We start from the raw sequence: 20,040 nt of genomic DNA on the forward strand, positions 1-20,040 counted from the left end.
TCTGCAACTCGACTCCATGAAGTCGGAATCGCTAGTAATCGCAGGTCAGAATACTGCGGTGAATACGTTCCCGGGCCTTGTACACACCGCCCGTCACACCATGGGAGTGGGATGCAAAAGAAGTAGTTAGTCTAACCTTCGGGAGGACGATTACCACTTTGTGTTTCATGACTGGGGTGAAGTCGTAACAAGGTAACCCTAGGGGAACCTGGGGTTGGATCACCTCCTTACCATTACGTCGAAAGACGCCTTGATGCAGTGCCTACACAGATAGTCTTGTTTTTATTGAACAACACTTATGTTCTTTAACAATTTGGAAAGCTGATATTAATAGTAATCAATCAAAATTGAGTAACTGAGAAATCGAAAGATGAACTTTTTACTCTACTTGACTGAATTGCTTGTTATCAATCGATGATTTGATAGCAAGGCAATTCTTCCGATTAGCTTGTCATTCATGCAACGTAACTTGGACAGAAGTCAAAAGGCTGTTTGGGGTTGTATGGTTAAGTGACGAAGCGTATACGGTGGATGCCTTGGCAGTTAGAGGCGATGAAGGACGTGTAAGTCTGCGAAAAGCTGTGGTGAGCCGACAAAATGCATTTGAGCCACAGATGTCCGAATGGGGAAACCCACCTATTTATAGGTATCGTTAACTGAATACATAGGTTAACGAGGCAAACGAGGGGAACTGAAACATCTAAGTACCCTTAGGAAAAGAAATCAACCGAGATTCCCCTAGTAGCGGCGAGCGAACGGGGAGCAGCCCTTAAGCTGTTTAGAATTTAGTGGAATCCTTTGGGAAGAGGAGCGATACAAGGTGATAGCCCTGTACACGACGGATTCTTTACAGTGAAATCGAGTAGGTCGGGACACGTGTTATCTTGACTGAACAGGTATCGTTAACTGAATACATAGGTTAACGAGGCAAACGAGGGGAACTGAAACATCTAAGTACCCTTAGGAAAAGAAATCAACCGAGATTCCCCTAGTAGCGGCGAGCGAACGGGGAGCAGCCCTTAAGCTGTTTAGAATTTAGTGGAATCCTTTGGGAAGAGGAGCGATACAAGGTGATAGCCCTGTACACGACGGATTCTTTACAGTGAAATCGAGTAGGTCGGGACACGTGTTATCTTGACTGAATATGGGGGGACCATCCTCCAAGGCTAAATACTCCTAACTGACCGATAGTGAACCAGTACCGTGAGGGAAAGGCGAAAAGAACCCCTGTGAGGGGAGTGAAATAGAACCTGAAACCGTATACGTACAAGCAGTGGGAGCCACTTCGTGTGGTGACTGCGTACCTTTTGTATAATGGGTCAGCGACTTATATTTAGTAGCAAGGTTAAGTGAATAACGGAGCCGTAGCGAAAGCGAGTGTTAACTGCGCGTTTAGTTGCTAGGTATAGACCCGAAACCCGGTGATCTAGCCATGRGCAGGTTGAAGGTTGAGTAACATCAACTGGAGGACCGAACCCACTAACGTTGAAAAGTTAGGGGATGACYTGTGGCTGGGGGTGAAAGGCCAATCAAACCGGGAGATAGCTGGTTCTCCCCGAAATCTATTTAGGTAGAGCCTCGGACGAATTCCATTGGGGGTAGAGCACTGTTAAGGCTAGGGGGTCATCCCGACTTACCAACCCTTTGCAAACTCCGAATACCAATGAGAACTATCCGGGAGACACACGGCGGGTGCTAACGTCCGTCGTGGAGAGGGAAACAACCCAGACCGCCAGCTAAGGTCCCAAAATATTGCTAAGTGGGAAACGATGTGGGAAGGCATAGACAGCTAGGAGGTTGGCTTAGAAGCAGCCACCCTTTAAAGAAAGCGTAATAGCTCACTAGTCGAGTCGGCCTGCGCGGAAGATGTAACGGGGCTAAGCAATATACCGAAGCTGCGGCAGCAWGTTTACWTGCTGGGTAGGGGAGCGTTGTGTAAGTGGATGAAGGTGAGTTGTAAAGCTTGCTGGACATATCACAAGTGCGAATGCTGACATGAGTAACGATAATGGGAGTGAAAAACTCCCACGCCGGAAGACCAAGGTTTCCTGTCCCATGCTAATCAGGGCAGGGTAAGTCGGCCCCTAAGGCGAGGCAGAAATGCGTAGTCGATGGGAAACGGGTTAATATTCCCGTACTTATATAATCAGTGATGGAGGGACGGAGAAGGCTAGGCAAGCTTGGCGTTGGTTGTCCAAGTGAAAGTGAGTAGGCTGAAGCCCCGGTAAACGGCGGCCGTAACTATAACGGTCCTAAGGTAGCGAAATTCCTTGTCGGGTAAGTTCCGACCTGCACGAATGGTGTAACCATGGCCACGCTGTCTCCACCCGAGACTCAGTGAAATTGAAATCGCAGTGAAGATGCTGTGTACCCGCACCTAGACGGAAAGACCCCGTGAACCTTTACTACAGCTTGGCACTGAACATTGAACCTACATGTGTAGGATAGGTGGGAGGCTTTGAAGCACAGTCGCTAGATTGTGTGGAGCCGTCCTTGAAATACCACCCTTGTATGTTTGATGTTCTAACATTGTTCCCTTATCGGGAATGTGGACAGTGTCTGGTGGGTAGTTTGACTGGGGCGGTCTCCTCCCAAATAGTAACGGAGGAGCACGAAGGTTAGCTAATCACGGTCGGACATCGTGAGGTTAGTGCAATGGCATAAGCTAGCTTAACTGCGAGACAGACACGTCGAGCAGGTACGAAAGTAGGTCATAGTGATCCGGTGGTTCTGTATGGAAGGGCCATCGCTCAACGGATAAAAGGTACTCCGGGGATAACAGGCTGATACCGCCCAAGAGTTCATATCGACGGCGGTGTTTGGCACCTCGATGTCGGCTCATCACATCCTGGGGCTGAAGTCGGTCCCAAGGGTATGGCTGTTCGCCATTTAAAGTGGTACGCGAGCTGGGTTTAGAACGTCGTGAGACAGTTCGGTCCCTATCTGGTGTGGGCGTTGGATGATTGATGGGAGCTGCTCCTAGTACGAGAGGACCGGAGTGGACGAACCGCTGGTGTTCGGGTTGTCATGCCAATGGCATTGCCCGGTAGCTATGTTCGGAACGGATAACCGCTGAAAGCATCTAAGCGGGAAGCCGGCCCAAAGATGAGTCATCCCTGACCTTTAAGGTCTGGAAGGGTTGTTATAGACGATGACGTTGATAGGCAGGGTGTGGAAGCGTTGTAAGGCGTTAAGCTAACCTGTACTAATTGCCCGAGAGGCTTAACCATACAACGCCCAAGAAGCTTTAGACCTGACTCCATTCCGAACTCAGAAGTGAAACGTATTAGCGCCGATGGTAGTGTGGGGTTTCCCCATGTGAGAGTAGGACACTGCCAGGTCCCATTAAAAGAAACCCGCCTAATGGCGGGTTTTTTGCTTTATATAGAAGCTATAGCATTTTATGTATGCGAGCTAACAGAATTTAGTAAATTTGATAGAGCATCAGCTTTACGCAGTAAACGCTACTGCAAACCAGTTTTTCCTGGCAGCCATAGCGATACGGTACCACCTGACTCCATTCCGAACTCAGAAGTGAAACGTATTAGCGCCGATGGTAGTGTGGGGTTTCCCCATGTGAGAGTAGGACACTGCCAGGTCCCAATAAGAAGAACCCGCCTAACGGCGGGTTTTTTGCGTCTGGAAGAAATAAAAAATTGGGGTCAGAGTACATTAATCCCCAATTCCCCCTTCAAAACATCGAAATGGGGTCAGAGTACATTAATATTTTCAATTCTCATCAAAGTAATAACAGCCCTTAACCAGATGATGGCAAATGAAAATGTACTCTGACCCCAAAGTTTTTCCATCTCATTTTATGGGCAGCCTAAAGGCTTTACTCCCTTATGATAAATAGGTCGAGGGACATCAGCTTGAACATAGAATAATGGGGTCAGTGTACTTTTTTGAACGGATGATTTTAACAGCGTGAAAACGGCGCTTAGCCTCATTGTTTACAGTGCAGAAATGTACTCTGACCCCATTTCTTTAAAAGTGGTAGGCGTAGGATAGGTTAAGGAAGTCTAATCCGGGGTTATCGTTGTTAAAGCCGCCGTTTGAAAAGTGCATATAGCGTAGGGCTACATGTTGTTTCTTATCGATCTCTACAAACACACCCAATCTATCTTCGAACTGATAGTTAGATCCAATATCTTTACCAGCGACTTTCTGGTTACCTATGTAACTCGCCCCTATCCCCGCTTCTATATATACGGGGTATTTGTCATAGAGCGTTGAAACCTGTTTCATAAATACAGGAGTTAATGACGCGCCGTAGCTTGTACTATGCGTATCATTTTCACCATATTCCCATACTACAGCACTTACTTCCCAATATAGCTTTATGTCGCCAAACCAATCCGTTAATAGCGTTTGTTCGACCGGTCTGTATGCGAAGCGCATTCCGTCGATATCATCAAAACCATGCATATAATCAACACTCACGGTTTGTTTTGCCTGTACGCTATTGGTAATGAAAATAATTAAAAAAGAAAATAAAAGTAGTGATATCTGTTTCATGTTTGCTCCTTGATTTAATAATCAACAAGCAAAAAGTTATCCAACTAAAAAACCTAGTAATTTCAGTTGGATAAAGAATGATTTGTAAAGTGAGAGAATTAAAGAAAAGTGTAATTTACTGACAAAAAAGAAGTTTTTACAAAGGTTTCCAGCGCGTATTTTCGCTAATGCCTTGTTCTTTCATTAACCTATCTATCAGCTCTTTACTATCTTCTATACCGTATTTGGCTTTAATTTTATTTATGTCATCAGACTCAGAAACCAAAAACGCGTTTAACTCATCGACAATGTCTGGATACTTTAAGGTAGATAACGAAAAGGTTACTACATTGTGGGGCAGGGTTAAGTCTGCGGTGAACGGTCCCATTTGGGGAAAACGACGAACAATGTGCTGGGCAGCATTATATTCTACATCTAAAGCATCTACTTTTTTGTCCTGAAGTAGTCTTAAGCCGTCGTGAATACCCTCTACGCCAGTCACATCAACGTTTCCTTGTCGAATTTGTTGTTCCCACTTAACAGGTGAAAATCCGTCTGGTGTCGCAATTTTAGATATATGGTTCATTCCCTTGCCTACGTTTTCACTTTTAACCAAAGTGACTGCGAACGTTTCAGTTAGCGGCTTAGAGTAAACCTTTTTAAGGCCGTGGGTTATTTGATCGTACCATCTAGAGTTGTCGGGAAAGACAAAGTCTACATTGCCTTTCTTTAACTCTATTTGAAGGCGTTTGACAGGCATGCTCAAGTAAACAAATTCATGTCCACTTTTCTTGGAGAATGCTTCAAGAATAGCCCAACCCAACCCCTTTTCATAATCCGATGAGAAGTTGTAATACGGATAATATTCAATATTTTGAGCGCCTACGATATAGGTGTCGGCTGAAACAAAAGGGCTTGAAAGTGTGCATGCAACTGGTAGTACAACCATTTGCACAAAGCGACGAATACTATTTCCAAACCTCTTCAATTTTCAATCCTTGTTCTATCAAAAGCTTCTGAGACAACTGCTCGAAAGGGGTTATTCCGTATTTTGTTTTTATACTATCAATTAATTCTGGATTTGAGGATATGAACTTATTAAGTTCACTAATAATGTCTTGATGATAAAGCGTAGATAGGGAAAAAGGAATTTCATTATGTGGAAGCGTCAAATCTAAAGTAAATGCATCTTGCTCATATGATAGAGGAGCAGATCGCTGGCTAACGAAATACTCTAAATCTAACCCGTCTACACGTTCTTGGTACAAAAGCGCCAAGCCTTGTTGAATATCCGTAACCCAAGTTATTTGGGTACGTTGGGTGTCTATTCTTTCTTGCCAATTTACCGGTGTGAAGCCTAACGGCATGGCGAGGTTTTTTATCTTTTTGATGCCTTTCCCAGCGTTCTGTCGTTTTACAATTGTCCCCGTTACTGCGCTGGTTAATGGGAGGGAAAAGTACTTGTCATTTGAAGTGGTAATGCTGTTATACCAGCCTCTATTATCAGGGTATACAAAGTCAACATTACCTTTAACTAACTCGAGTTGAAGCCGTCTTATAGGCAAGCTTAAATACACAAACTCGTGTCCCGAAGCTTCAGAAAAAGCTTCTAAAATTGACCAGGCAACCCCTTTATCTGTGGATGATGCAAAATCGTAATGGGGGAAATAAGCTAAGTTTTGTGCGCCAATCACATATTTTTCTGCATAAATATTAAGGCTAAACAAACAGCCAATAAAAAGCCCAATACATCGCATCATTCTACACTCCAAAATGACTACAGCAATTTACAATATACAAATAAATTATCTTTGAAGCATTTCCTTGAGAGGAAGTTTTTTAATACAAAAATAAATCGCGTATCTATACACCATAATTTATCGTTTTGCGGGTGTAAAATACTCAGTGAAAATCTCTTGAACTTAATGACAGCTTTTCGAGCCAAGGCGTACGATCAATTAGCTTACCTGCAATGATATGAATAACTCCTTCTTTTGAGCGTTCGATAATACCATTTACCTGTAGTAGTTTAGCCTTTAAGAATGTTTGTTGCTGAGCACGAGCGGTGGCTTGCCATACCACAACGTTCATATTGCCTATATCATCTTCTAAAGTTAGAAAGGTAACGCCTGCGGCTGTACCCGGGGCCTGTCGACCTGTCACTGCGCCGAGTACTTTTACAAGAGATTTATTGGTCTTATCTTTTAGGGAATTGGACCAGCTTATGTCTTTAAGCTTATGTTGCTTTTTGAGTAAAGAAATAGGGTGGTTATTTACCGATAAGCCAGTTGAAGCATAGTCTTCTAGTAAATTTTCTGCCTCAGAAGGCGTAGCGCCGAGCGCTGTGGTATGTTTATCTGCATAAAATTCGTCGGTATCGAAAAGTGGTAGACGGGTTTGGGTATCCATAATTCGCCAGCGGGTTTCATACCGATTGCCTGAAATCGTGCGAAGAGCATCGGCGCTAGCCAGTGCCTCTAGTTCATTACTTTTAAGCGAAAGCTGCTGCAACTGCTCGACATTGGTGTAGCCCTTATCTGAGCGGTTTTCCACAATAAGCTGAGACGAAGCTTCACTTAAGCCTTTAATAAGCGTAAGACCAAGCTGAATATATTTTTCTTGGCCTTGTACCATTAGAGAATGCTCAACCTCAGACTGGTTAACGCAGGGGGCCTCTACCCTTATGTTATGACGCTTAGCATCCTGAACTAACTGAGACGGCGAATAAAATCCCATAGGCCAGCTATTTAACAGCGCTACGTAAAACTCAACGGGAAAGTAAAACTTCAACCAGCAAGACACATAAGCTAATACGGCAAAAGATGCTGAGTGAGATTCAGGAAAGCCGTAACCTGCAAAGCCTTTTATTTGCTCAAATAAGTTGTGGGCAAACGTACTGTCATAGCCTTTATCTGTCATACCTTTAATGAGTTTATCTCTGAACTCAAAAATTCTACCGTCCTTTTTCCAGCTTGCCATGGCGCGCCGCAGTTGGTCGGCTTCTCCGCCACTAAAGCCTGCTGCAACCATGGCAAGCTGGATCACTTGTTCTTGAAAGATAGGCACGCCCATGGTTCGAGACAGAACTTTCTCCACATCTTTAGATGGGTAGCTAATGGTTTCGTTGCCGTGTCGACGTATCAGATAAGGGTGGACCATATCACCCTGAATTGGACCTGGCCGTACAATGGCTATTTGTACGACCAAATCGTAATAGCGACGAGGTTTTAGCCTTGGCAGCATAGACATCTGAGCCCGTGATTCTATTTGAAAAACGCCTACCGTATCGGCCCGACAAATCATATCGAAAACCTGTTTGTCATCCCCAAGCTTAGTAATGAATGGAATACTGGTTTCAACCGGATATTGCTTGTTGATAAGAGAAAATGCACGACGAATAGCGCTTAACATCCCAAGGGCTAGTACATCCACTTTTAATAGGCCTAAGGTTTCAATGTCGTCCTTATCCCACTGAATAATAGTGCGGTCTTCCATCGCGGCGTTCTCAACAGGAACAAGGTCGTAGAGCGGCCCTGCGCTAATAACAAAACCACCTACATGTTGCGACAAATGTCGGGGCGTGCCTAGTAAAGCTTCGGTAAGGGTAATTAACTGCTGTACTCTAGGCTCTTCAGGGTTTAGTCCAAGCCCTGCTAGCTGAGACTTCCACGGAATAACACTGTCTCGACGATTGATTTGTTTAACTACAAAATCAAGTTGTGACTCGCTAAAACCAAGCGCTTTGCCCACATCTTTAAACGCTGATTTAAAGCGGTAGCAAATAACGGTAGCCGCGATAGCGGTTCTTTCTCTGCCGTATTTTTTATAAATGTATTGGATGATCTCTTCACGACGCTGATGCTCAAAATCCACATCAATATCGGGTGGTTCGTTACGCTCTTTGGAAATAAAGCGTTCGAACAGCACACTTATTTGCCTGGGGTCTACCGCGGTTATTTCCAAGCAATAGCACACTACCGAGTTGGCCGCAGAGCCGCGCCCTTGATACAAAATGCGTTGTCGCTTGGCAAACTGAACAATGTCGTAAATGGTTAAAAAGAAATACTCATACTCTTGCTCGGCAATAAGCGTAAGTTCTTTTTCTATGGTTTGGCGGATATCAGGGGTTATACCTTCAGGAAAGCGCACTTTTATACCGGCCTCTACACGTTCCCGTAAATACGATGTGGGTGTATACCCTTCAGGTACAAGTTCCGCAGGGTAGTGGTAGCGCAGCTCTTCTAAAGAAAATGTGAAAGCGTGAGCAAGGGCATTGGTATTGGCAATCCATTTCTCAGGGTAAAGCTTCTTAATTTTTTGTACGGTTCGCAGACTACGCTCTGCATTACTCAACGCATCCCGACCTATTTTATCTACACTGGTATGCACGTTAGTAGCATGCAATACATGTTGAAGCGGCAGTCTGTCAGCGTGATGCATGAGTACACCTGTACAGGCAATAACAGGAAAAGGATAAGCAGACTGCAGATGATTGTAATGCGCAAACCTGTGGTGATCCCGTCCGTCTAATAGGCGCTGAGCGCCAATATAGGCATCAATACTAGGGTGTTTTTGCAGCCATTCAGCCCAATGCTTGTCTTTAGCTTCTTTGCCGCTTGGTAACCAAATGAATTTGCAATGGCGAATGGTACGCAAGTCCCACTCAGCTAGTTGGTATTCACCTTTATCAGAGCGACGCCTCGCGTTAGTAATAATTCGGCACAGTTCGCTATAGGCCGCTTTGTTCGGGCACAACAGCACAAAAGATAAAGTGTCATCAAATACAAAGTAACTACCCACAATAAGCGTAATCGGTAGGCCCTGATGCTTAATTTCGTCGAAAGCCCGTACCACTCCCGCTACTGAGCATTCATCGGTAATGGCAAGTGCGTCGTAACCAAGGAAAGAAGCCGTGGTAACAAGCTCTGCGGGGGAAGAGGCACCGCAAAGAAAACTATAATTGCTTTGGCAAAAGAGCTCACTGTATTTCATGATATTGCCTTTACCTTTTTCTTTAACCGCATACCGCTAGCAAAAAAGGCCCTGCACCCACCAGCGGCTCTCTTCATCTTTAAACACTAAAAGCTTTACGCATTGCTCAGTTTGGGCGATGAAATAATCACGCTTTGTTGGGCTGTCATGCCACCACTCACTGTGTAATCGCACGGGGCCAAAGCAAATTTGGGTAGCCTGAATAAGCGGTTTAGGTATATCAAAGGTGAAGGTGGGCGTAATGTCACTGCTATAAGCGTAATTACCGGCACAGTTACCGACGCTCGGCTCCGTCACCGTCATATATTCAAACTGATGGCTGTCGGCAGCGCGAGGTTGAAACGTACTGTTATCGCCTAGCTTCGCGTTTAAGCGCCCAATTAATTTCTTCTGTGCGATATCGTTAAATCTGTCGCTAAAAAAGTCGCCATTCTGCGTATCCATTTCTTCAAATTGCTGACAGGTAAGCGCAATGGCTGTAGCTGGCTCAGGCAACACCAGATTCTCAGTTTTAAGACTAAACAACGGCAGCCAACTTTGTACTGAGGACTGAGGAAGTGCCGAACGTATATTAATATCCATTACAGGTGCTTCTCTGAAATGAATATGTACACTGATGCTGGATGTATATAAGTTTCTTGCCCGTAAATAGTGAGACAAATGCTCAAACTGCTGGGTGACAAAAGGGGTTAGATGCTGCGTGTTTTCAATATCAAAAGGCAATAGGATAAAGTTATCGAAGTGCTCCAAAGGCCTAAATAACGTAACGCGTGGAAAGGTTTCTCCCCTTAACGCAGTAAGATACATAATAGTGTTATTGTCAAAGCGCCGCCCCAGCTCTTGTACCGGCATGGCAAGCAACTGTTGTACGCAGGAAACGCCCACCCTTGCCAGCGAGTCAATGACTTTGGGTGATAAAGCCGTAATAGAAAGCGGGCAGGAACTTAGCGCTTTTTTTATTTCATCGGGTGTATGTAAGTAGGTGTTAAATTTATGAAGCGCTAATACTTTTGCGGCTTCTATCGTCCATGCGCTAGCAAAATGATAGCGAATATCTGCTTCTGCCAGAGCTTGGGTTAAAGTTTTCCACAGTGGCGTATGACCGCCATAGTAATGAGTTAGGTTATCTAGCCTTACTGCTAGACCGTTTACACTATTTGAGTGAATGTGGTTGTCTAATACGATATCAGAAGCCAGTGGATAAAGCCGATGGGCTAACTGCGTCAGCATATGCTTTTCGGCTTCTTCACTGAAAGGCAGAATATGTACGTAAGGACATAGCGCCGCCGCTTGGGCTAGCCCATGCCCAATTTCAATGCCTTCTTTTTTCGCAATATCATTACACTGCGTAATTTTGTTTGTTTTACTGCAGTACACTGCAACGGGAGTATTCGACGCTAACGCTGAATACTGGTTGTTAGTTTCGTGTTTCGACAATTGGCTATGTGCACGCTTACTTCTAGCCGCTTTGGTATGGCTGTCTAAAGTTAGTTGATAGCAGTAAATATAAGCCCACAGCATCATTAGCTCACAGAGTGTAATGCCTGATCGGAAAGCGTGTTGTGTGCCATGGCCCATTTAATGGCCTGATTGTCAGGTGTCCACCGGTGGGAAATAACAATGTTATCTTCTGGCCACCCATGACGCTGCTTGCGTATGTTCACTGCCAAAGCGTGGGGTTTACCCTTTAGCGCGATATCCAACGTAATGGGTAATGCACTGTCGCTTTGATTCGAAGGAGTGGCTGGTGAATCACTTAAGTTGGCCTTCGGATAACCTAACTGTGATGCCTGCTGTTGCGGTGGAGTATACAGTAAGCACAGCGCATCATTATGCGTTGCTGCTACCTGTAGGCGTCGTGCTTCTTTTTGATTTACAGCATTACTCCACAGCACTACGCAATGGCAAGCCGTACTTTTTAAACATTGCTCTGCTGCCCACAACGACTCTTGTTCAGAACCTGGTTTTACTACCAGAACTTGTTGCGCTTTAAGCCCCAGATTTTCTAACCATGGCGACTGTAGTAGCCCGGGAGGGTTAATAAATACAACCAGTTTGTGCGTGCGGTGTTGGCATATAACCTGTTTAAAGAGTGAAAGCTCACCCACACCGGTTAACGAAGAGATACGGACAAGGCCTGTAGATGCTACACCACCGTTAAGTGCTTTATCCAGACGCGGAAAACCCAGCGAAAACTTGGTTTCACTTTGTCTCTGATCTCTGGCCCGCCAAATATGCGGGTGGTTATTAAGCACGGATAACGATTTGTTCATGGCACTCAAAATAAACTGTATTTTTATACAGTATTATAGTGCAGCAATAACCCTTTTCAAGACAAAAGGTTTTTGGCTTGTTGTTTTAAGCGCTAACTTACTGATTAGTTTGGAAAGGTAAAAAGATTAAACTTTTAAAAGTGTAGGGATTTGGACTAGGGTCGCTGACCTTACTACATAGCAAAGCGGGCGACCCTGTTGTACAGTTAGCGCTGCATCAGTGCTAACGAGAGACACAGAGTAAAATGTTACTCTTCAGATGATGGTTCTTTTTGAGCCTTTGCTGTCGTGCCGCTTACTGTTGCTGTAACGGTTTGGCAAAAAGCAATAAATCCATCTGCGGTATTTTTTGCCCACACCATGCGAACGTTGCTAGGTAGAGCCTTTACCACTTCACGAATTTCCTCAAGTGTCACTTCTTCATTAAGCAGCACTTTATTTAACGATTCCTCAAATGACATTCCTTTTTCACAACAGGTCATGACAATAGTTGAAAAGTTGCGCATAAGTGGGTGCAGCGCATTGTATTGAGTTTGGTCGATAAGGCGACTTTTGTAGGCACTTTCAATACGAGCAGTAAGGTTTTTTTCCAACGCATCTGTAACAAGAACAAGGTTGCGGTAAGCATACGTAACCTTATTACTGGTCTGCTTATTTGAGTGGCGCAACAGCGCCAGCTCTTTCTGTAAGTTCTGCGCTCGCAGCACAAAGTAAATTAAAAACAGGATAAGTAATCCAATAACACCAAATGCAACGATCATGTTTATTGTGCCTTTTGTTCTTCTATAAACGTGTTGATATTTTGCTCCAAGATAAACAGTGGAACTGAGCCGTTTTCTAACACGGCACGGTGGAATTTGCGCACGTCAAAACGCTCTCCTAACGCTTCTTCTGCTTTCTTGCGAAGGCCTTTAATTTTGATTTCACCAATCTTGTAAGACAAGGCTTGCGCTGGCCAAGAGATATAGCGGTCTATTTCAGTATTTACGTTGTGCTCTGAAAGCGCGGTATTTTCCATCATATAATCAACTGCTTGTTGACGGCTCCAGCCCATCGTGTGCATACCGGTATCCACAACCAAACGACATGCTCGCCACATTTCGTAGCTTAAACGACCGAAGTTGTCGTACGGCGTTTCATAAATACCTGCTTCAATACCTAAAAACTCAGAGTACAGTCCCCAGCCTTCACCAAAGGCTGAAATATAGGTGTTACGGCGCACCATAGGTAAGTCTTCAAGCTCTGCTGCCAACGATATTTGAAGGTGGTGGCCAGGCACTGCTTCGTGCAAGGTCAGTGCAGGCAATGCATACAAAGGGCGCTTATCAAGGGCATAAGTGTTTACCCAGTAATATCCAGGCTGATCGTCGCGGCTAGGATGGATGTAACGGCCTGTTGTATATTTGGGCGCGATAGCGTCTGGTACAGGCGCTACACCGTAGGGCGTTCTTGGCAGATACTCAAAGAGCGAAGGTAGTTTTGCGTCCATTTTCTTTGCAATAAACGACGCTTCTTTTAGTAAATCTTCAGCGCTGGTGGCATAGAATTGCGGGTCTTCGCGTAAAAACGCAATGAATTCGTTAATGTCGCCATCAAAGCCAAGCTCATCCACAATTTGCTGCATTTGCGCGCGAATGCGTTTTACTTCAGACAAACCTAAATCATGGATTTCCTGAGGTGTCATATCTGTGGTGGTGTAATGCTTTGCTCTATTGGCGTAATACGCCACGCCGTCAGGCCAGTTATTTGCGGCAATATCTTCACGGGCATTGGGAATGTATTCGTCTACCATGAAATCGTAGAACATTTGATATGCAGGCAACACGCTGCTGTTTATAGCAGCCTTGCCTTGTTCCGTTAGCGCTGATTTTTGCTCGGCAGTAAAGTACTCTGGAAAGCGGGTAAATGGAGAATAAAAACCACTGTCCTCAGCCTTTTCAACAATGTACGACGCTACCGAGTTCTCAAACCCTTTTAACACTACTTTAGGCTGCGTGTAGCCTTCTTTTAGCGCTTGTTTCATATACGCAATTTGTTGGTCAAAATAAGGCTTAAGCGCGTTTAGGCGGCTAATGTAGGCCTGATAATCTTCTACGCGCTTAAAGGTGGATAAATTAGGAAGCGAGGCCATTGCACCGTGAAAGCCATATTCTGAATTGATCGGTACTAAATGCGCGCGGTACGTATATTCGTCCACATAGTTAGCCAAACGATATTGTTGCATCAGCAAGGCAATATAGGCATCAGTAGAGATATCTTCTTTTTTATACTGACTTAAGGCCTTTTGAAAAGCACGCCATTGTTCATCTTGTGCTTTCAGAGCCTTGGGAGAAATATCCGGTAATACGTGGGCAAGTGAAGCATCGCCTTCGCGAGAAGCTAGAAGTGGGGAAACCGAAAGCTCGTATTGCCAAATGTCATCAAGTAGTTGATACAAGCTTTCATCGTTAAGGTCCTTTGCAGATGAGCTAACGCTGCAAATAAATAATAATGCTGCTAAAACATAGCGATACATAAGGGTCTCCGGCAACCTTCACCGGAATGACCCGGCGGTTACTCTTTCGTTGGTGTATATATTGGACTAGGGAAAGCAGTTACTTTATCAGATTTATTTTCTAATTTAGTAATTTTGGCTGAACCTTTTTTGTTTACGGCGTCAATGCGCAAAATGTTGTGCATCGGAACATAAGTTTTTGTTACTTCAGAAAATTCGGTTTTCAACCTTTCATGACTAGGGTCTACAACAACACTTGTGTGAGTATCCCACACAAAGTCACCTATCTCGATAAAGCCAAACAAAGCGCCCTGCATAAGGCTTTTCACGTATAACTCATAGCGCTCACCGTTGCTGATGAACTGAACGCGGTAAAGAATGTCGTCTTTTGACATAGATGCTGCTCTTCACTAAAAAATATAAAAACACCCGGAAGCTGAGCCGGCATATGGCTAACAATTTTACCTTGCTCCTAAAATGCGAGCAACGGTAGGAAACACATGGTAAACGTAAGCAGTTTAATGGTATTCCGCCTATTAACTGCGTTACCATGATGCACACTTAGTTATATGGTGAAATTAGAATGATAAAAAAACTCCTTATAGGTAGTGCAATGACAGCAATGACCTTTGCTGCTACTGCCCATAACCACGCATCGACAGAGAACACTTTTAACCCTGATACGCAGCGAATCAAATCGCACCTGTTTTTCCTAGCAGATGATTTGCTTGAAGGTCGTGACACCGGCTCTCGTGGCCATGAAATTGCGGCGCTTTATATTGCGACCGAATTTGCCAAATATGGTTTAAAGCCAGCGGGTACAGACGGCTACATGCAGAACGTAACGTTTCGCAAAGCGAATCTGGTTCAAGAGTCACCCAAGTTTACTTTCACGCAAAACGGCGAAACCATTGATTTTGACTACCCTAAAGAATACCTAGCTAGCCCGAGCTTGCTTAGCACTGAGGCCAACCTAAAAGGTGAAATGGTGTTTGTAGGCTATGGTATCGTGGCTGACGAATTGTCTCACAACGATTACAAAGACTTAGATGTAAAAGGCAAGATTGTAGTAGCGTTAGCGGGTAAGCCAAGCGACTTTCCATCAGAAGAGGGCGCTCACTTTGCGTCTGGCTATCAAAAGCAAAAGTATGCGGTAGACAATGGCGCTATTGGCATGATCACCATAACCACGCCAAAGAACGAAAAAGTACGTCCTTATCAAAGCCGTTTGAACTACATCCATACGCCGCGTATGGCTTGGTTAGACGACAGCGGTCAGCCTGCTAACAGCTTTTCTCAGCTTAAAGGTGGAGCTTACATGAGTGAAGGCGCTGCGCGTAAGTTATTTGAAGGCGCAGAAAAGAGTCTTGATGATGTTTATGCTCAGCTTGAAGCCGACAAAGTACCGCAGGGCTTTGCGTTAAACGGCGTAGTTGATATCAGTAAGACTAGCGTACATGACACTATCACAAGCCCAAATGTTGTGGGTGTACTTGAAGGTTCAGACCCAGAGCTTAAAAACGAGTACGTGGTTTTCTCTGCTCACTCTGATCACATTGGTTTTGCTAAAACGGTGAAGAAAGACAACATTAACAACGGTGCTATGGACAACGCGTCTGGCACGTCAGTAATGTTAGAAACTGCACGTCTGTTTAGCGAAATGAAAGAAAAGCCAAAGCGTTCAATTCTTTTCGTGTCGGTAACCGGTGAAGAGAAAGGTCTGCTAGGTGCTGACTATTTTGCTCGTAACCCAACCGTACCGGTTACTTCAATGGTGGCGAACGTAAATCTAGATATGCCAATTTTGACTTACGAGTTTGCAGACGTAATTGCGTTTGGTGCGAACCACAGTGACTTGCAAGAATCAGTGGAAAAAGCGGCGGCCAATGCCAATATCGAGCTAAGCCCTGACCCATGGCCAGAGCAAGCGTTATTCACGCGCTCAGATCACTATGCGTTTGTAAAACAGGGTGTACCTTCAGTGTTTATGGTGCCAGGTCTTAAATCAAAAGATCCTAACGTAGACGGAAGTAAGGTGTTCGGTCAGTTTTTATCTATGCACTACCACAAGCCTAGCGACGATATTAACCAGCCATTCAACTGGAATGCGGCAGAGACGTTTACCAAAGTTAACGCGCAAATTGGTTGGACACTAGCAAACCAAAAGAACAAGCCAAAGTGGAACGACGGCGATTTCTTTGGAAACACGTTTAGCAAGTAAGTTCATATTTACTAAACGCTAAAAAGCAGCATTTTTTATGCTGCTTTTTTTGTGCCTGAAGCTTACGGATAGTGACTACAGTAATGAACTATGCGCATGTTAGTACGCGGGGGAATCGCCTTCGGCATTTACTTAATTTAATTGCCCTTGCCCCATTAATATTGAGAAGTGCTAACGCTATTTAGGATGGCTCTCAAGAAATAAAAAAGGCGCTATAAAGCGCCTTTGTTACGAAATTTAGTTTTAAACAAACATTTGCTTGAAAGCAGCCCATTGTTCATTGAACTGTTCCGTTGGCTTACGCGTGAACCCGCTGCGGATAAAACCGTTAATACGGCCATCGGTGTAGCTAATCATCATGTTGGCGATAATCGCTTCGTCAGCAGAAAGGGTTTTACCTTCGCGTAGCTTGCGCTCTCTTAGCACTTGTTTGAGTTGCGTTTCTAAACGCTCGAAAAGCTTTGCTATGCGCGCGCGCAATCGGTCTTGTTCACCCATTAGTGCATCACCATTTAATATTCGGGTAATACCTGGGTTCTTCTCGGCAAAGCCTAAAATAAGGTGAAGGATAAGCTGACAGCGCGTAAGCGAGTCTTTTTCTTCATTCACAATCTTATTGATACGCGTAAAAAGCGTTTCTTCAATAAACTCGATAAGCCCTTCAAACATTCGCGCTTTACTTGGAAAGTGGCGATACAGTGCTGCTTCAGACACTCCCACTTTTTCCGCTAATTTAGCAGTAGTGATACGTTGACCTGGGCTGGTTTCTAACATTCCAGCAAGTGCTTGCAGAATTTGAGCTCTGCGATTTGTTTTTTTGACAGCAGGCATGACGAAAGTATTTCCTCCGCTACCGAGTTATAGCAACTCGGGCTCCATGTTAAGTTGGCTTACACCAAAGCGTTTATATTTATCGTTTTTATTATCGACACTTAATAAGCATCTGTTAGTTTTTATTGTTTAAAGCATAGCGCTCTGCAATAAGTGCAAGCAATTGACCCGCTAACTCGCTTTTACTAGTTGCAGGTAAACGTTTATCACCATCTTGCCATATAACGTGCAGTGCATTTTTATCGCTGTTAAACCCCAAACCTTCGGCAGTAATATCATTAGCCGCAATCATGTCTAGCTTCTTTTTGGCTAGCTTTGAACGAGCATAATCTTCCACATTTTGGCTTTCGGCTGCAAAGCCCACACAAAATGGTCTGTCTTGGCTGGTGGATATAGTTGCTAGAATATCAGGGTTTTTAACAAAAGTAAGTGTTAACTCATCACCAGTTTTCTTAATTTTATTATCTGCAACGCTCACGGCCTTGTAATCTGCTACAGCTGCCGTACTAATAAATATATCAGTGGCAGACTTAAGCGTTTCACAAGCGCTAAGCATTTCATCGGCAGTGGTGACATCGATACGGTCACATTGACTAGGTGTTTCAAGCGATACGGGGCCCGCTACCAAGGTCACATTTGCACCGGCCAGTGCTGCTGACTCAGCAATGGCAAATCCCATTTTTCCCGAGCTGTGATTTGAAATATATCGTACAGGGTCCAAAGGCTCCCTGGTTGGTCCCGCAGTTATCGTTACATTCTTACCCGATAACGCCTTTAGCGCTGAAGAAAGGGATAAAGCGTTTCTCTCTGCATCATTTATAACATTAGCAATATCAACAGGCTCAACCATTCGACCTGAACCCACATCGCCACAGGCTTGTTCACCGCTTGCTGGGCCAATAAAGGTTACGCCGTGTTCTTTTAAAGTATCGATATTGCGCTTTGTTGCTATCGCTTTCCACATTTGTTGATTCATGGCAGGTGCAATAAAGAGTTTCGCTGTTGTTGCAAGGTACAGTGTAGTCAGCAAGTCATCCGCCATACCGTGAGCAAGCTTGGCAATAGTGTTCGCAGTTGCGGGAGCGATAAGTAAGATATCGGCCCATTTTGCCAATTCAATATGCCCCATAGCGGCTTCGGCAGCAGGATCAAGTAGCTGGCGATGCACAGGGTTTCCTGACACAGCCTGAAGCGATAGTGAACTGACAAACTCTGCAGCAGAGTCTGTTAGAACCACACGCACGTTTGCGCCTAACGCAGTAAGCTTGCGCACAAGATCAGGTGCTTTATAAGCGGCAATCCCGCCAGTAACACCTAGCAAAATATTTTTGTTAGCAATAGACATAGAAGAACACAAAATCTCTAAATTAGCGTTAGCCTACCATGGTGACAGAAAATCGGATAGCTGAACGAAAGTAGGTCTTGTTTCGAAAGCGGCGTATAAGCAGTCCTTAAAGGTGGTAAAAACCGTTAGTAAACCCGTCTTTTATACAGTCGTTTCTTTGTCACCATTCATCTATAAACAACCTTTTATAGAATAGTCGGGCTAGATGAATGTCGATAAAAGTATGGCCAAAGAATGAAAGGCCAAGAGAAAAGTTATTGCAGCATGGGGCTGAGAGCTTAAGTGACGCTGAACTCATCGCTGTATTGCTGGGAAAAGGTGTAAAAGGAAAAAGCGCTGTGTCTGTGGCACATGAACTTATCAACGAGCTAGGCTGCTTAAGGGGTGTGGTAACGGCAACGAAAGAACGGTTTGCCAAAATAACGGGAGTCGGACCGTGTAAATATGCGCAGTTTCAAGCGGGTTTTGAAATATTTAAACGCAATTTAGAAATAAAGCTGAAGCGTCAGGACGTTTTTAATAATGTAGACGACACCAAGCGTTATCTACAAGCGAAACTAAGAGATTGTGAGAGGGAGAAATTTGCGCTTCTAATGCTTGATAGCCAGCATCAACTGATTGCTTTTCGTACCATGTTTAATGGCACGATCAATAGTGCCGCCGTATATCCAAGAGAATTGATCAAACAAGTAATGATCGATAATGCAGCAGCGATCATTTTAGTTCATAATCATCCTTCAGGCGTTGCTGAGCCTAGTCAAGCGGATATAAGATTAACCGCAGAGATCAAAAGCGCAATGGCGTCGATCGATGTGCCTGTTTTAGATCATTTTGTAGTTGGTGATAAAGAAACTGTTTCATTCGCACAGCGAGGCTTGTTAAGATAAGAAATCTAAGTCATTTGTCGATTATAATCTAGTCAAAAGGTTGAAAATGATTTAGCATAGGATTTAGTGGGTTATTTTATTAAAGGACTGTTATGAAGAAGTCAATCATTGCATTATTTGCAGCTGCAACTATGGTTGCAGGCGTTAACGCACAAGATGGTCAAGGTGGTGAAGGTACCACTGGCGCTGGTGGCGTAAGCGGCGGTATGATCGCGTCTGGTGTTGTTGTTGCGGGTATCGTTGCGGGTGTTGTAAACAACAACTCTGCTGATGCACCAGGAAATGGCGGCACTACTCCAGGTCAACCTACTTGTGAAGGTGACGACCAAATCGTTGATGGTGTGTGCGTAGGTACAACCGAAACTGTTACTGTAACTACCTCTGGTTCTGTAACAAAAACCATCACCGTACCTGTTACATTTACTTACGCACCGACCGTACAGTAAATTTAAGAGTATTCGAAAAAGCCGCTTTTTTTAGCGGCTTTTTTTATTTTTATA

The 20,040-nt window shown here is 44.3% G+C and carries 14 protein-coding genes, 2 rRNA genes and 1 other annotated feature; of the genes, 5 read left to right on the plus strand and 11 right to left on the minus strand.

The features are described 5' to 3' along the window. Both BGK61_RS10350 and rrf read left to right on the plus strand, forming a co-directional pair. Positions 1-230, plus strand: a 16S ribosomal RNA gene (locus BGK61_RS10350); the annotation flags it as partial. A 274-nt stretch (positions 231-504) separates the two neighbouring features. Continuing rightward, positions 505-3,341 (plus strand) — a sequence feature (most likely nonfunctional fraction of RNA operon). 142 nt (positions 3,342-3,483) lie between these two features. After that, positions 3,484-3,599, plus strand: a 5S ribosomal RNA gene (gene rrf / locus BGK61_RS10360). 388 nt (positions 3,600-3,987) lie between these two features. Here the strand turns inward: rrf and BGK61_RS10365 are convergent. The 9 genes from BGK61_RS10365 to BGK61_RS10405 form a co-directional block, all read right to left on the minus strand. Then, the gene (locus BGK61_RS10365; RefSeq protein ID WP_076011404.1) at positions 3,988-4,518 is read right to left on the minus strand and encodes an acyloxyacyl hydrolase; all 531 of its coding nucleotides are present in this window, start codon (positions 4,516-4,518) and stop codon (positions 3,988-3,990) included. Between the two features lie 136 nt (positions 4,519-4,654). After that, positions 4,655-5,485 carry a type 2 periplasmic-binding domain-containing protein gene (locus tag BGK61_RS10370; RefSeq protein WP_076011405.1) on the minus strand — a complete coding sequence of 277 codons (831 nt, stop codon included), beginning with the start codon at positions 5,483-5,485 and terminating at the stop codon, positions 4,655-4,657. Continuing rightward, positions 5,466-6,257, minus strand: coding sequence for a hypothetical protein (locus BGK61_RS10375; RefSeq protein ID WP_076011406.1), 792 nt, complete (start codon positions 6,255-6,257; stop codon positions 5,466-5,468). The genes BGK61_RS10370 and BGK61_RS10375 overlap by 20 nt, the downstream gene beginning before the upstream one ends. Before the next feature lie 142 nt (positions 6,258-6,399). Then, entirely contained in the window at positions 6,400-9,489 is a 3,090-nt protein-coding gene (locus BGK61_RS10380) for an error-prone DNA polymerase (protein ID WP_076011407.1), read from the minus strand. A gap of 36 nt (positions 9,490-9,525) precedes the next feature. Further along, complete coding sequence (locus tag BGK61_RS10385) at positions 9,526-11,013, minus strand: Y-family DNA polymerase (RefSeq protein WP_076011408.1); 1,488 nt, start codon at positions 11,011-11,013, stop codon at positions 9,526-9,528. Then, the gene (locus BGK61_RS10390) at positions 11,013-11,762 is read right to left on the minus strand and encodes a recombinase RecA (RefSeq protein WP_076011409.1); all 750 of its coding nucleotides are present in this window, start codon (positions 11,760-11,762) and stop codon (positions 11,013-11,015) included. Before BGK61_RS10390 ends, BGK61_RS10385 begins: the two co-directional genes overlap by 1 nt. A 248-nt stretch (positions 11,763-12,010) precedes the next feature. Continuing rightward, positions 12,011-12,523, minus strand: a complete 513-nt coding sequence (locus BGK61_RS10395; protein ID WP_076011410.1) for a hypothetical protein — start codon at positions 12,521-12,523, stop codon at positions 12,011-12,013. A gap of 2 nt (positions 12,524-12,525) precedes the next feature. Next, a complete protein-coding gene (locus BGK61_RS10400; protein ID WP_076011411.1) occupies positions 12,526-14,277 on the minus strand; it encodes a DUF885 domain-containing protein in 1,752 nt (583 codons plus the stop codon). 38 nt (positions 14,278-14,315) lie between these two features. Continuing rightward, positions 14,316-14,651, minus strand: coding sequence for a DUF1820 family protein (locus BGK61_RS10405; protein ID WP_061438894.1), 336 nt, complete (start codon positions 14,649-14,651; stop codon positions 14,316-14,318). A gap of 188 nt (positions 14,652-14,839) precedes the next feature. Between BGK61_RS10405 and BGK61_RS10410 the strand changes: the two genes are divergently transcribed. Beyond that, positions 14,840-16,477: a M28 family metallopeptidase gene (locus BGK61_RS10410; RefSeq protein ID WP_014996794.1), complete on the plus strand. Its 1,638-nt coding sequence runs from the start codon at positions 14,840-14,842 to the stop codon at positions 16,475-16,477. A gap of 243 nt (positions 16,478-16,720) precedes the next feature. On the opposite strand, the gene slmA is transcribed toward BGK61_RS10410, so the two are convergent. Together slmA and coaBC are read right to left on the minus strand one after the other, a co-directional pair. Next, positions 16,721-17,308, minus strand: a complete 588-nt coding sequence (gene slmA / locus BGK61_RS10415) for a nucleoid occlusion factor SlmA (RefSeq protein WP_014996795.1) — start codon at positions 17,306-17,308, stop codon at positions 16,721-16,723. Positions 17,309-17,423: 115 nt separating this feature from the next. After that, positions 17,424-18,653 (minus strand): bifunctional phosphopantothenoylcysteine decarboxylase/phosphopantothenate--cysteine ligase CoaBC, encoded by a 1,230-nt coding sequence (coaBC, locus tag BGK61_RS10420; protein WP_076011412.1) that lies wholly within the window; start codon positions 18,651-18,653, stop codon positions 17,424-17,426. A 209-nt stretch (positions 18,654-18,862) separates the two neighbouring features. Between coaBC and radC the strand changes: the two genes are divergently transcribed. After that, positions 18,863-19,540: a RadC family protein gene (gene radC / locus BGK61_RS10425; protein WP_014996797.1), complete on the plus strand. Its 678-nt coding sequence runs from the start codon at positions 18,863-18,865 to the stop codon at positions 19,538-19,540. A gap of 92 nt (positions 19,541-19,632) precedes the next feature. Next, a complete protein-coding gene (locus BGK61_RS10430) occupies positions 19,633-19,986 on the plus strand; it encodes a hypothetical protein (RefSeq protein WP_014996798.1) in 354 nt (117 codons plus the stop codon). Positions 19,987-20,040: the final 54 nt, after the last annotated feature.

The organism is Alteromonas abrolhosensis, from assembly GCF_001953635.1.
GTDB classification, from domain to species: domain Bacteria; phylum Pseudomonadota; class Gammaproteobacteria; order Enterobacterales; family Alteromonadaceae; genus Alteromonas; species Alteromonas abrolhosensis.